Here is a 12,246-nt window from a genome sequence, read left to right as displayed (position 1 = left end):
GATTGTTCATTACGGCAGGGGCGGAATCGCCTAAGAAAGCCGGACATTTTCCTGAGGATGCCCATGCCGCGCATTGCCTATGTCAACGGGCGCTATGTCGTCCATGCTCAAGCCAGCGTCCACATCGAGGATCGCGGCTACCAGTTCGCGGACGGGGTCTATGAGGTCTGCGAGGTGGCGCGCGGCCATATCGTCGACATGCCGCGCCATCTTGCCAGGCTCAAGCGCTCGCTGAAGGAACTGTCCATCGCCTGGCCGGTCTCGGAAAGCGTCCTGCCGATGCTGTTGCGCGAAGTGGTCAATCGCAACGGCGTGGTCGACGGCCTTGTCTATGTGCAGGTGACCCGCGGCGTCGCCAGCCGCGAGTTCGTGTTTCCGCCCGCGGGCACAAGGCCTTCCCTGGTCATAACCGCCAGGAAAGCCGATCCGGCCGCGAGCGCGAAGCGGGTGGAGACCGGCATCAAGGTCATCACCGTCCCGGAGAATCGCTGGGACCGCGTCGACATCAAGAGCACCGGCCTCTTGCCCAATGTGCTCGCCAAGCAGAAGGCCAAGGAAGCCGGCGCCCAGGAAGCGTGGTTCGTCGACACCGACGGCAACGTCAAGGAAGGCGGCTCGTCCAACGCCTGGATCGTCACCCGGGACGGCGTCCTTGTGACCCGGCCGGCCGAGCATGGCATCCTGCGCGGCATCACTCGTACGACGCTTTTCGATGTCGCCGCCAAGCTTGGCCTCAAGATCGAGGAACGCGGGTTTTCGGTCGCCGAAGCCAAGGCGGCAAGGGAAGCATTCATCAGTTCGGCGACCACAATCGCCATGCCGGTGGTCGAAATCGACGGGGCGCCGGTCGCAAATGGCCATCCCGGTTCGATGACACTTTCGTTGCGGCAGGCCTTTTTTCACGTTGCGGAAAAAAGTCCAGCCTGATAACCGCACAACTGGAAGTAACCTCAACTATCTCATTCTGCTTGCCATTGTGTCGGCAAGAGGGGGTTTGCGCGCTTGACAGGTGCCTCGTAATTTGGCGCATTGGCCCGTAAACCGAAGGGGATCGGCGAAAGACAAGAAAAATGGCGGAACGATCGCAAAACCTTCAGGACCTGTTCCTGAATTCAGTTCGCAAGAGCAAAAATCCACTTACCATCTTCCTCATCAACGGCGTGAAGCTGACCGGGGTCGTCACGTCGTTCGACAATTTTTGTGTGTTGTTGCGGCGCGACGGGCACTCCCAGCTCGTCTACAAGCACGCTATTTCCACGATCATGCCGAGCCAGCCGGTTCAGATGTTCGATGGCGAGGAAAGCCAGGGCGCCTGATTGGCACGTGATAAGGACGCGGACCGCAGCGTTCGCGGAAAACAAGGACATCAACTCGGGCCGGAATCCAAGGATCCGACCCGCGCAGTTGTCATTGTGCCGGTGCTTACCCGGCAGCCCCGCGGCGACGACGAGTCGAGCCGTCCGCGCCTGAGCCGTTCGCCGGATGCACGCCACGACGAAGCGGTCGGGCTTGCCAGCGCCATCGATCTCAACCCGGTTCACACCGCGGTGGTGACGGTTGCCGATCCGCGGCCGGCCACCCTGCTCGGCAGCGGCAAGGTGGCCGAGTTCGCAGATATCGTGAAGGAGCGCAAGGCGGAGCTGGTCATCGTCGACCATCCGCTGACGCCGGTGCAGCAGCGCAATCTCGAAAAGGAACTGAACGCCAAGGTGCTCGACCGCACCGGGCTCATTCTCGAGATATTCGGCGAGCGGGCGCGCACCAAGGAAGGCACGCTGCAGGTCGAGCTTGCGCATCTCAACTATCAGAAGGGTCGTCTGGTGCGGAGCTGGACCCACCTCGAGCGGCAGCGCGGCGGCGCCGGCTTCCTCGGCGGTCCGGGCGAAACCCAGATCGAATCCGATAGGCGCATCCTGCAGGACAAGATCACCAAGCTGAAGCACGAGCTGGAGACGGTTCGGCGCACGCGCGACCTGCACCGCGCCAAGCGCAAGAAGGTGCCGTTCCCGGTCGTAGCGATCGTCGGCTACACCAATGCCGGCAAGTCGACGCTGTTCAACCGGCTTACCGGGGCAGGGGTGCTGGCCGAGGACATGCTCTTCGCAACGCTCGATCCGACGCTGCGGCGCGTGCGGCTACCGCACGGCACGCCGGTTATCCTGTCGGACACGGTGGGCTTTATTTCCGACCTGCCGACGCATCTGGTGGCGGCCTTCCGGGCAACGCTGGAGGAAGTCGTCGAGGCGGATCTGGTGCTGCATCTGCGCGACATCTCCGATCCGGACACCGCCGCCCAGGCCGAGGACGTCGAACGCATCCTCGGCGATCTCGGCGTCGACGCTGCCGATGCGAACCGCGTGATCGAGGTCTGGAACAAGGTCGACCTGCTCGACGAAGGCAATCGCGAGCGACTGCTTGCCGAGAGCGCCAGCGGCAAGGCGCCGCCGATCGCGATATCGGCCGTCACCGGCGAAGGAATCGACGCGCTGAAAGCGCTCATCGAGACGCGCGTGTCGGGCGAGCTGGAAAAGATGACGGTGACGTTGAGCCCCGCCCAGCTTGGCCAGGTCGACTGGCTCTACCGCAACGGCGACGTCGTTTCGCGCACCGACAATGAAGACGGCAGCGTCACGCTCTCGCTGACAGCCACGCACAGCGCCAGGCAAGAGATAGAGAACCGCCTGCATCGCAAGAGCGGCAGCTAACCGGCTGTTTATTTGGTGCTTTTGGCCTGCTGCCAGAGCGCCTCCATCTCGTCGAGCGTTGCCTTCTCCAGCGACTTGCCCGAGGCCTCCAGAGCCCGCTCGACATAGTGGAATCGCGAACGGAACTTTTCGTTGGTGCCGCTGAGCGCGGCTTCGGAATCGAGCTTGAGGTGGCGGCCGAGATTGACGATAGCAAACAGCATGTCGCCGAACTCGTCCTTGATAGGTGCGGCGTCACCGGTGGCGAGCGCCTCGCGCAATTCGGCGATCTCTTCCTCTATCTTGTCGAGGATGGGAGCTGCCTCGCTCCAGTCGAAGCCGACGCGTGCCGCCTTTTCCTGCAGTTTCAGGGCACGCGTCAGGGCAGGGAGCGCTACCGGCACGCTGTCGAGATAGCCCTTGCCGTGATCCTCCGGGTCGAGACCACGGGCGATGCGGGCATCGCGCTTCTCGGTTTTTTCAACCGTCTTGATCTTCTCCCACATGCCCTTGGCCATGCCGGCGCTGCGCGCCTTCTCGTCGCCGAAGACGTGCGGATGGCGGCGGATCATCTTGGTGGTGATGGCCTCGACGACATCGCCGAAAGCGAACTCGCCGATCTCCTCAGCCATCTGCGCGTGATAGACGACCTGAAGCAGCAGATCGCCCAGTTCCTCGCGCAGATCGTCGAGATCGCCGCGCGCGATCGCGTCGGCCACTTCATAGGCTTCTTCGATCGTGTAGGGCGCGATGGTAGCGAAATTCTGCTCGATATCCCAAGGGCAGCCGGTCTTCGGCGCCCGCAGCGCCGCCATGATCTCGATCAGGCGTGAAATGTCCTTGGAGGGCTTCATGAATTGAGCCTATCCCGCGGCCTGCGTCCGACCAATCCTGGCCGGACACCGAAACGAGTTGTCCACAGCCTCAGTCAAGCACTGAGACGATCGCCTTGGCGAGATCGTCCATGCCGTCCTCCGGCAGGCCGGCCACATTGATGCGGCTGTCGCCAACCATATAGACGGCGTGCTCGGCACGCAGGCGTTCGACCTGCGCCTCAGTCAACCCAAGCCTCGAAAACATGCCGCGATGGCTGGCGACGAAATCGAAGCGGTCGGAATTGGATTGCCGGCGCAACGCTTCGGCGAACGCGACACGCAGCCGAAGCATGCGCAGCCGCATCTCCTCGAGCTCCGTCTCCCAGTCCTTTTTCAGGCCGGCGTCTTCGAGCACCATCCGCACCGCCGCCGCGCCGTGATCCGGCGGCATCGAATACAGCGCGCGCGCCGCCGCCAGCATCTGGCTCATCGCCACATCTGCCTGCGCGCCGTCCTTGGCCATGATCATCGCCGCGCCCACGCGGTCGCGATAGACGGCGAAATTCTTCGAGCAGCTCGAGGCGACGACCATTTCCGGCACCTTGCCGGCCAGCAGCCGCAGACCGGCGGCGTCGGCATCGAGGCCTTCGCCAAAGCCCTGATAGGCGATGTCGACGAAAGGCAGCAAGCCGCGCTCCAAAAGCACATCGGCGACCTTGGCCCACTGCGCGATATCGAGGTTGGCGCCGGTCGGGTTGTGACAGCAGCCATGCAGGAGCACGACATCGCCGCTGTTGGCAACTTTCAGCGCCGCTAGCATCTCGTCGAAGCGGACAGCGCCCGATCTGGCATCGAAATAGGGATAGTCGCGAACCTGCAGACCAGCGGCGCGCATCACCGGCAGATGGTTCGGCCAGGTCGGATCGGACAGCCAAACCGTCGCGCCGGGGCGCGTGCGCTGCACGAGCTCGGCCACCAGCCTGAGCGCGCCCGATCCGCCCGGCGCCTGTGCCGCGCGGATGCGCGAATGGTCGGCCTTCTCGCCAAAGGCGAGCTTGATCATGGCGGCGTTGAAGCCGGTGTCGCCGGCAAGGCCGAGATAGGTTTTGGTGTCCTGGCTCGCCAGCAGCCGCTTCTCGGCCTCGCGCACCGCGCGCATCACCGGCGTCTTGCCGTCGATATCCTTGTAGACGCCGACGCCGAGGTCGACTTTGCCGGGCCGTGGGTCGTTGCGATAAAGGCCGATCAAGGCAAGGATCTTGTCGGCGGGCGCGGGCTGCAGGGTCTCGAACATCGAAAAGGACTCCAATGGCGGCGGAGTGATACGCAAATCGATCCTGTCGCGCCAGCGGTTTCCGCTGTGGCGGCGACACGAAAAGAAATGTCGGGCAGGGGATTAAAACCCCTACATGCTCCGTAAACAGGGCATGAAACGGTCGATGGCACGCTTCGATATCGTCGGGCAGTTGGGTTCGCTGCGGCGCTATGCGCGCTCGCTGACGCGCGACAGCACTGAGGCCGAGGATCTCGTCCATGACGCGCTGGTGCGCGCCTATGAGCGGCGCGCGACCTTTCGGTCAAGCGGCAATCTGCGCGCCTGGCTGCTGGCGATCGTGCACAACGTCTTCATCGACCGCATGCGCTCGCGCCGCTCCGAGGCGGCGCGCATCGAACAGGCCGGCCTTGTCGCCGACCAGAGCGTGCCGGCGTCGCAGGACCATTCGGTTCGCCTGTCGCAGGTCCGGGAAGCGTTTCTTTCGCTGCCGGAGGAACAGCGCTCCGCGCTGCACCTCGTCGCCATCGAAGGGCTTTCCTATCAGCAGGCCGCCGAAGCCGTCGGCGTGCCGCTCGGAACGCTGATGTCGCGCATCGGCCGCGCGCGTGCCGCGCTGCGCGAGATGGAAGAGGGCGCGGCGCCGAAGGCCAGGCCTCATCTCAGGATCGTGGGAGACGATCAATGACCGCTATTGTCGACCCCGTGACCGATGCCGATCTCGACGCCTATGTCGACGATCAGCTGGATGTCGCCCGCCGCATCGAGGTCGAGGCGCACCTCGCCGCGCGCCCGGAAGTGGCCGCGCGCGTGATGTCCGATCTGAGGACGCGCGACGAACTGCGCGTCGCGCTTGCCGGCCCTGTCGGCAGGGCGCGTCCGGCCACGACAGAAGCGGCGCGCCGGCTGGAAAGAGGCCTTGCCAGGGGACGCATGCTTGCCGTGCTGCAGCGTGCGGCGGCCGCGGCCGTCCTGGTCGCGGCAGGCTGGCTTGCCAACGGCGCCTTCGGGCCGATCGCCGTGACCAAGGTGGTCGCCTCGACGCAGCCGCCGGCCTATGTCGAGGATGCGGTCCGGGCGCACAGGACGACCTTGGTGCGCGAGACGATGCCGTCGCAGCAAGAGGCTCCGGGCTACGATCCCGACGAGATTCGCGCCGCCACCGCGATCGTCATGCCGTCGCTGCCTGACGACTGGAAGATTCGCGACGTCCAGGTCTATCCCTCGCAATTCGGGCCGAGCGTCGAGGTAGCGGTCGACACCAAGGACCTCGGTCTTGTCTCGTTGTTCGCCATCAGGCCGGGCAGGTTCGATGTGGTGAAGCCGACGATCGCGCCCTCCGACGACATCTCAACCGCGTATTTCCAGATCGGCGAGGTCGCCTATGCGGTGGTCGGACGCGGCGACGCCGGCAGCCTCGACCGTGCCGCCGAGAAACTCGCCAGAACTCTCTATTGAAAACAAACCCTCTACCGATAACCAAGGAGCAACCGAATGAACAGCCCCAATCTGGGATACCGAATGGGCACCGGCGTCCAGGCCGGAGCCGTCTATGACGAGGGCCTGCGCAAGCACATGCTGCGCGTCTACAATTATATGGGCCTCGGTCTCGTTGTTACCGGCCTCGTCGCCTTCTTCGTGGCCTCGACGCCGGCGCTTTATGTACCGATCTTCTCCAGCCCGCTGAAATGGGTGGTGATGCTGGCGCCGCTCGCCTTCGTCATGCTGTTCTCGTTCAGGATGCAGACCATGTCGGCCGCGAGCGCGCAGGCGATGTTCTGGGCCTTCTGCGCCGTCATGGGCCTGTCGCTCGCCTCGGTATTCCTGGTCTTCACCTCGACCAGCATCGCGCGCACCTTCTTCATCGCCGCCACGATGTTCGGCGCCACCAGCCTCTACGGCTACACGACCAGGCGCGACCTGACGCAGTTCTCGTCCTTCCTGATCATGGGCCTGATCGGCGTGGTCATCGCCAGCCTGGTCAACCTGTTCCTCGGCTCGACCGCGCTGCAGTTCGCCATCTCGGTGATCGGCATCGCCGTCTTCATCGGCCTGACCGCCTGGGACACGCAGACGATCAAGGAGCAATATGCCGAGAACTTCGATGCGGAATCGCAGCAGAAGCTTGCCGTCTTCGGCGCCTTCTCGCTCTATCTGAACTTCATCAACATCTTCCAGCTGCTGCTGAATTTCACCGGCGAGCGCGAATAGGCCGGACCGCAGCAGGCAACACTGCTGACCTCGCCACGGCCGGAGGGAAACCTCCGGCCACTTTTTTGTCGACTGCGCACCAAGCGTTGACGACCAAGGGGCGATCTGCCTGCCGCGCTTGAGTTCACGCGCGGCCTTTTGCTAGCCTGCCGGCCAAACCTGCCAGCCGCGAGGACGCAATGGACCAGCTGACGCTTCACGCTGACGGCATTTCGGCGACCATCGTCGGGCAGGGGGCCGAACTGGTCTCGCTGCGCGATGGCGAAGGCACCGAGCTTCTGTGGCAGGCAGGCCCCGCCTGGCGTCGTCATTCGCCCGTGCTGTTCCCAATCGTCGGCCGGCTCAAAGGCGATCAGCTGCGGCATCGCGGCCAAATCTATCCGATGACGCAGCACGGCTTTGCCCGCGACCGGCGCTTTGCCTGGGCGGAGCAGGGGCCGGCCTCCTGCACATTGGTCCTGACGGACGACGCCGAGACGCGAACGCACTATCCCTTCGCCTTTCGTCTCGCCATCAGCTACGAGTTGAAACCACGGCAACTCGGCGTGACCTTCGAGATCGCCAATACCGGCGACGAGCCTCTGCCCGCCTCGATCGGCGCGCATCCGGCGTTCAACTGGCCGCTGCTCCCGGAGCTGCCGAAGGAAGCCTATCGGGTGACCTTCGCCGAAAATGAGCCGGCGCCGATCCGCCGCCTGAAGGACGGCCTGTTGTTGCCGGCGCCGCAGCCGACGCCCATCGAGGGCAGGACGCTGCCGCTATCCGAAAGACTGTTCGACGACGATGCCGTCATCCTCGACAAGCCGGTGAGCAAGAGCGTGCGCTACGCCGCCGGCCGCGGGCCGGCGATCGAGATGTCGTGGCAGGGATTCAATGAGCTGGGCATCTGGTCCAAGCCTGGCGGCGCGCCCTTCCTGTGCATCGAGCACTGGCACGGCATCGCCAGCGCCATCAATTTCGACGGCGAATTCGCCGACAAGCCGGGCGTCATGCTGATCGAGCCGGCCGGCCGGCGCGTGCTGAGTTACCGGATCGGCCTCAGCCGGGAACCGTAGGGCATGGCATACGCCATCAAGACCCAAATCCAGGACCCAGCGGCGGAGAGATTCGTGTTCGCCGCCCAGAAAACCATGTATGGCGGCAAGCGCATCGCCGAGGGCGACGTCATCTTCCTGTTCGCCAGCGAGAACGAAGGCGGGCAGGGGCTTGTCGCGCGCGGCATCGTGACGTCCTCCGAGGCCACCCCCAAGCGTCCGGATATCGAACGGCAGACGCCGCGCGTCAGCGTTGCCGTCCGCCGGACCGCCTTGGCGACGAAACGTTTGGGTCGCGATGAGCTCAAGCGCTTCAAGGATTGGAAGGACGGCCGGCCCGAGACCGAGCTCAACTTCAAATTCTACCGTCAGGCGACCAACAAGATCGTTGGTATTTCAGACGAGGCATCGGCGTTTCTGAACAGCTTTTTCTAGACCACCCGATCGCATCTTAGCCGGTCTGCCGGACAATGGCGCCGATCACGTTGACAAGAAGCCGCGACGCGGTGATGGCCGACAGACCGTCAATGTCGGCGGGAGGATAAAGCTCGACAAGGTCGAATCCCGCAATCCTCGCCCGCTTGCCGAGGCCCGCGATCAGGTCAATCGCCTGCGTGTAGGTGAGGCCGCCGGGCGTGCGCGCCGCGACGCCGGGCATGATCGAGGGATCGAGGCAGTCGCAGTCGAAAGTGACGACGACATGCGCGTCTTCCGGAATATGCCGCAAAGCGGCTTCGACTCCCTGGGCGTGAACCTCGCGGGCCGTGACGAAGCGGCTGCCGTAGCGCCGCGCCGCTTCAATTTCGCCGATGCGTGCGCTGCCGACGCTGCGCAGGCCGACCTGCACCATGCCGGCGACATGCGCCATCTCGCTCGCCCGGCGCATCGGGCTCGAGTAGCCGTAGCGTTCGCCATGCACCTCGTCGCGCCAGTCGATATGGGCGTCGATCTGCAGGATCCAGATTGGCCCGTGATCAGCAAAGCCGGCGAGGAAGGGAATGACGACGGAATCATCGCCGCCAAGCAGGATCGGTACGGCGGGCAAGGACAGAGCTTCGCGTGTCTTCGCCTCGATGCGGGCCCGGTTGTCGGCGTTGTCATGCATGGTGGTCGCGATGTCGCCGCTATCGATGCAGCAGACCGGCCCGCCATGGAACAGCGGGCCGCCGAGGTCGAAATCCCAGTGCTCCACCAGCGGAATGTCATCTTGGCTTGCGGCTCGGATGGCGCCGGCGGCCGAGGCATGGCCGCTGCTGTCCTGGCCGCGATAGGTGCTTCCATGACCCGCCCCGAAGATCACGGCTCGCGGCATGCGCCCGTCGGCGAGGCGACCGGGAAAGCCGAGAAAGGAAGGCGAAGCGGTCATTTTCTGGAGGCTTTCATTGTTGCGCCGCGGCGCTATGGCAGCTCGGGGGGCAGGTAATTGCTTCGGCCCGGAGTTTTGCGACAATTCGCATCTCGCGCAACACAGTGGGTTATAGCAACGAAAAGCGTTCTGATGCCGGGGGTTTGTGCTTTGCTCCCTGCCGCCATCTCGCCTGCGGTGGCCGGGGAAAAACTATGCGCTTCGGACAAGATGCGCTTGCCGAATGCCTGAAATATCCTGGCGACGTTTCTCGGTGTTTTTTAGGACGGCAAGCCACGAACCAAATCTATCTCTTTCAGCGGATCGCCGCCGTCGATGAAAAGCCTGCCATGCGGCTGCAGCGCCGCCTTGATCCGCGTCAGGGCCGCACGGTTGGCCTCGGGGTGACGCCCGTCGAGCGCGCCGACCCGCATGGCGAAGGCGATGTCAAAAAGAGCCTCGTCAGCATTCAATGCGAAGTCTTCGATTGCCGCATGCCTGAAATCGAGGCAGCCCCGAGCCATCTCATCAGCCGATCGCGCCCGCGCCAATCGGATTGCCTTCTCCGAGCGGTCGATGGCCAGAATGAAGCCGCCGTCGATGCGGCGAGCGACATCGCGAGCGGCAACGCCGGGACCGCATCCGATCTCCAGGACGCGAAGTCCCGGCTTCAATGGAAGCGCTTCGACGAAGGCGGATATCCGATCTGAGATTCCGGCAGCCATGAAAATAAATTATCCAACCTGGCCTGCGCCAGGCAAGCGAGAGACGACGCCGAGCGGAAATGGACTGACAGGGCAGCAGCCAGAACTTTGATGCCGGACAATGTAGTCCTCAGGGTCCGCCGCGTTCTGGTCGGCCAGACCTCAAGGACTGTTCTATTGCCGTTTCAGGAAGTCGACCATCAACGACGCAGCTTGGTTGGCATGCGTTTCCAGCAGGAAATGAGGCCCGTCGAGAATATGTGCTTCCATCCTCGGCAGGGCCTGCATCCATGACAGCGTCTCTGTCAGGTCGAAGAACGCGTCATGCCGGCCCCACAGCATCAGGGCGCGTGGCTGCCTGCGCCGCAGATAGTCGGCAATCGCGTCGAAGCGAGCGACGTAATTGCCATAGTCCGCAATGAGCGCGCGCTGCGTCTCCATGCCTCCGGGTCGCTGCATCACGCGCCAGTCTTCCTCCCAGTTCTCGTCCGGAATTTGTGCGGCCACATCGTCGGGAACACCTGCCACATACTGGTCTCGCGTGCCCTCGAAGGTCAGATGCGCGGTGGCTTTCGCTTCGTTGTCTGGGTTCGGATTGGCCCAAAAGTCCTGCGTCGCCTTCCAGGATGGCCCCATTCCGCTCCGATGCGCGTTGGCGTTCTGGATGATCAAGCCCAACACCGCATCGGGAGCCTGCATGGCTGTCCGCAGCCCGACCGGCGCGCCAAAGTCATGAAGGTAGATGTAGCGGGGGCCGACCGAGAGGTGGCCGAGCAACTCCGAGACCGCATCGGCAAAACCATCGAAGGACGGCTCTGGCAGAGCATCCGACATGCCGAACCCCGGCATGTCGGGAGCAACCACATAAGCCACCTTCGACAATGCGGGAATGACGTGGCGAAAGGTCCTGGAGGAACTCGGAAAACCGTGAAGAAGCAGCAGAGCCGGTTTGGAGCGCTCTCCAGCCGTGAGGAAAGACAATTCCGTGCCGCTTGCCAACTCAAGCCGTGAACGCATGCAAAAGTCCTCAAACCGCTCAACCAGGCCAACGCGAGGTCCGGGGTTGAGTTCCGAGCACTTGCTGCCACAACGAAGGACGACTCCTGTGCGTACCCGTCAAGGCGCAACAGCTCCGTGCGGCTGGCGAGCAGGGCTGTGTGACATCACGCTGTCGGCATCTCCGTTGCCATATCGGAAAGTCGCATAAGATAGATTATGGAACTGAGGCGTGGCGGGCACGTCCAGGAATTGCTGCGGCTTTCCCTGCCGGCGACAAGCTCCGCGGCAGCGCTTCGGCTTCGAGACCGCAGCGAAGCTTTCGACGGACGAACTGCAGCCCCGACTGAACAGCTGTCTCTATCGCTCTGACTCGTAAGGAATTTCGATCGCCATGCCGTCATAGGCCGGCACGACATGCTCCGGCGTCTCGGCCATCACGACGGCGTAGTCGAGCGGCACATGCATATGGGTCAGCACGGCGTTCCTCGGCGTCAGCTTTTCGATCCATTCCAGCGCCTGGCCAAGCGACAGATGACTGGGATGGGTGTTGTACTGCAGCGCATCGATGACCAGCGTGTCGAGGCCGCGCAAACGCTCAACGGTGGCGTCTGGGAAGCCGCTGATATCAGGGCAATAGGCAAGCCCGCCGATGCGGAAGCCGAGCGAGACGATGTCGCCATGGAACTGCGGCAGCGGCTCGAGGGTGAGGGGACCCCCCTCGCCTTCGATCACGACCGGCCTGGCGTGATCGATGATGTGAGCCTTGACGATCGGCGGATAGGAACTGCCTGGCGGCGTCTCGAAGCAATAGCCGAACGCCTGGCGCAGCCGCAGCATGGTCGGCTCGTCGGCATGGATGTCGATACGATGGCGTTGCTCGAGCACATAGCCGCGCAGATCGTCGATGCCGTGGATGTGGTCGGCATGCGGATGCGTGTAGACGACCGCATCGATGCGCTTGACGGAGGCCAGCAGCATCTGCTCGCGGAAATCCGGCCCGGTGTCGATGACGACCGTGGTGCGCGCGCCATTGGCGGCAATCCGCTCGACCAGCGCGGCCGTGCGCATGCGCCGGTTCTTCGGGTTCTTGGGGTCGCAATTGCCCCAATCTCCAGTGATGCGCGGCGTGCCGGGCGATGAGCCGCAGCCAAGAACGGTAAAGCGCAGCCGGTCGCTCATGC

General features: G+C 63.8%; 14 protein-coding genes. 8 read left to right on the top strand and 6 right to left on the bottom strand.

Annotated elements, in window-relative coordinates:
* Positions 1–63 precede the first annotated feature (63 nt).
* The 3 genes from CK219_RS04240 to hflX all read left to right on the top strand — a co-directional run bounded on the left by CK219_RS04240 (position 64) and on the right by hflX (position 2,705).
* Entirely contained in the window at positions 64–927 is an 864-nt protein-coding gene (locus CK219_RS04240; protein ID WP_095765454.1) for a D-amino-acid transaminase, read from the top strand.
* Positions 928–1,070: 143 nt separating this feature from the next.
* Complete coding sequence (gene hfq, locus CK219_RS04235; RefSeq protein ID WP_006202172.1) at positions 1,071–1,316, top strand: RNA chaperone Hfq; 246 nt, start codon at positions 1,071–1,073, stop codon at positions 1,314–1,316.
* The gene (gene hflX / locus CK219_RS04230) at positions 1,317–2,705 is read left to right on the top strand and encodes a GTPase HflX (RefSeq protein WP_095765453.1); all 1,389 of its coding nucleotides are present in this window, start codon (positions 1,317–1,319) and stop codon (positions 2,703–2,705) included.
* Positions 2,706–2,713: 8 nt separating this feature from the next.
* Here hflX and mazG read toward each other — a convergent pair whose 3' ends face one another.
* Positions 2,714–3,538, bottom strand: coding sequence for a nucleoside triphosphate pyrophosphohydrolase (mazG, locus tag CK219_RS04225; protein WP_095765452.1), 825 nt, complete (start codon positions 3,536–3,538; stop codon positions 2,714–2,716).
* A 70-nt stretch (positions 3,539–3,608) separates the two neighbouring features.
* Positions 3,609–4,793, bottom strand: a complete 1,185-nt coding sequence (locus CK219_RS04220; RefSeq protein WP_095765451.1) for an amino acid aminotransferase — start codon at positions 4,791–4,793, stop codon at positions 3,609–3,611.
* Positions 4,794–4,938: 145 nt separating this feature from the next.
* Here CK219_RS04220 and CK219_RS04215 point away from each other — a divergent pair, with 145 nt between their 5' ends.
* The 5 genes from CK219_RS04215 to CK219_RS04195 all read left to right on the top strand — a co-directional run bounded on the left by CK219_RS04215 (position 4,939) and on the right by CK219_RS04195 (position 8,452).
* Positions 4,939–5,460 carry a sigma-70 family RNA polymerase sigma factor gene (locus CK219_RS04215; RefSeq protein WP_245340380.1) on the top strand — a complete coding sequence of 174 codons (522 nt, stop codon included), beginning with the start codon at positions 4,939–4,941 and terminating at the stop codon, positions 5,458–5,460.
* Positions 5,457–6,230, top strand: coding sequence for an anti-sigma factor (locus tag CK219_RS04210; RefSeq protein WP_095765449.1), 774 nt, complete (start codon positions 5,457–5,459; stop codon positions 6,228–6,230). Before CK219_RS04215 ends, CK219_RS04210 begins: the two co-directional genes overlap by 4 nt.
* A gap of 36 nt (positions 6,231–6,266) precedes the next feature.
* Positions 6,267–6,983, top strand: coding sequence for a Bax inhibitor-1/YccA family protein (locus tag CK219_RS04205; protein ID WP_095765448.1), 717 nt, complete (start codon positions 6,267–6,269; stop codon positions 6,981–6,983).
* Between the two features lie 179 nt (positions 6,984–7,162).
* Entirely contained in the window at positions 7,163–8,038 is an 876-nt protein-coding gene (locus tag CK219_RS04200; RefSeq protein WP_095765447.1) for an aldose 1-epimerase family protein, read from the top strand.
* Positions 8,039–8,041: 3 nt separating this feature from the next.
* A complete protein-coding gene (locus CK219_RS04195) occupies positions 8,042–8,452 on the top strand; it encodes a hypothetical protein (RefSeq protein WP_095765446.1) in 411 nt (136 codons plus the stop codon).
* Positions 8,453–8,468: 16 nt separating this feature from the next.
* Here the strand turns inward: CK219_RS04195 and CK219_RS04190 are convergent, their stop codons facing one another.
* The 4 genes from CK219_RS04190 to CK219_RS04175 all read right to left on the bottom strand — a co-directional run bounded on the left by CK219_RS04190 (position 8,469) and on the right by CK219_RS04175 (position 12,244).
* Positions 8,469–9,383, bottom strand: a complete 915-nt coding sequence (locus CK219_RS04190; RefSeq protein WP_095765445.1) for an agmatinase — start codon at positions 9,381–9,383, stop codon at positions 8,469–8,471.
* Between the two features lie 260 nt (positions 9,384–9,643).
* Positions 9,644–10,087 (bottom strand): class I SAM-dependent methyltransferase, encoded by a 444-nt coding sequence (locus CK219_RS04185; RefSeq protein ID WP_095765444.1) that lies wholly within the window; start codon positions 10,085–10,087, stop codon positions 9,644–9,646.
* 153 nt (positions 10,088–10,240) lie between these two features.
* On the bottom strand, positions 10,241–11,083 hold the full coding sequence (locus CK219_RS04180; RefSeq protein ID WP_095765443.1) for an alpha/beta hydrolase: 843 nt from the start codon (positions 11,081–11,083) through the stop codon (positions 10,241–10,243).
* 339 nt (positions 11,084–11,422) lie between these two features.
* Positions 11,423–12,244 carry an MBL fold metallo-hydrolase gene (locus CK219_RS04175; protein WP_095765442.1) on the bottom strand — a complete coding sequence of 274 codons (822 nt, stop codon included), beginning with the start codon at positions 12,242–12,244 and terminating at the stop codon, positions 11,423–11,425.
* Between the last annotated feature and the right edge of the window lie 2 nt (positions 12,245–12,246).

This window comes from Mesorhizobium sp. WSM4313, assembly GCF_002294725.1.
In the GTDB taxonomy this organism is placed as follows: Bacteria; Pseudomonadota; Alphaproteobacteria; order Rhizobiales; family Rhizobiaceae; genus Mesorhizobium.
Note: the sequence above shows the minus strand (reverse complement) of the source record. Positions and strands in the feature narration are given on the sequence as shown.

What these genes read in the sequence shown, in the direction of transcription:
- CK219_RS04240 (WP_095765454.1), top strand. Translation starts at nt 64, where the DNA reads ATGCCGCGCATTGCCTATGTCAACGGGCGCTATGTCGTCCATGCTCAA.
- hfq (WP_006202172.1), top strand. Translation starts at nt 1,071, where the DNA reads ATGGCGGAACGATCGCAAAACCTTCAGGACCTGTTCCTGAATTCAGTT.
- mazG (WP_095765452.1), bottom strand. Translation starts at nt 3,538, where the DNA reads ATGAAGCCCTCCAAGGACATTTCACGCCTGATCGAGATCATGGCGGCG.
- CK219_RS04220 (WP_095765451.1), bottom strand. Translation starts at nt 4,793, where the DNA reads ATGTTCGAGACCCTGCAGCCCGCGCCCGCCGACAAGATCCTTGCCTTG.
- CK219_RS04215 (WP_245340380.1), top strand. Translation starts at nt 4,939, where the DNA reads ATGGCACGCTTCGATATCGTCGGGCAGTTGGGTTCGCTGCGGCGCTAT.
- CK219_RS04210 (WP_095765449.1), top strand. Translation starts at nt 5,457, where the DNA reads ATGACCGCTATTGTCGACCCCGTGACCGATGCCGATCTCGACGCCTAT.
- CK219_RS04205 (WP_095765448.1), top strand. Translation starts at nt 6,267, where the DNA reads ATGAACAGCCCCAATCTGGGATACCGAATGGGCACCGGCGTCCAGGCC.
- CK219_RS04200 (WP_095765447.1), top strand. Translation starts at nt 7,163, where the DNA reads ATGGACCAGCTGACGCTTCACGCTGACGGCATTTCGGCGACCATCGTC.
- CK219_RS04195 (WP_095765446.1), top strand. Translation starts at nt 8,042, where the DNA reads ATGGCATACGCCATCAAGACCCAAATCCAGGACCCAGCGGCGGAGAGA.
- CK219_RS04190 (WP_095765445.1), bottom strand. Translation starts at nt 9,383, where the DNA reads ATGACCGCTTCGCCTTCCTTTCTCGGCTTTCCCGGTCGCCTCGCCGAC.
- CK219_RS04185 (WP_095765444.1), bottom strand. Translation starts at nt 10,087, where the DNA reads ATGGCTGCCGGAATCTCAGATCGGATATCCGCCTTCGTCGAAGCGCTT.
- CK219_RS04180 (WP_095765443.1), bottom strand. Translation starts at nt 11,083, where the DNA reads ATGCGTTCACGGCTTGAGTTGGCAAGCGGCACGGAATTGTCTTTCCTC.
- CK219_RS04175 (WP_095765442.1), bottom strand. Translation starts at nt 12,244, where the DNA reads ATGAGCGACCGGCTGCGCTTTACCGTTCTTGGCTGCGGCTCATCGCCC.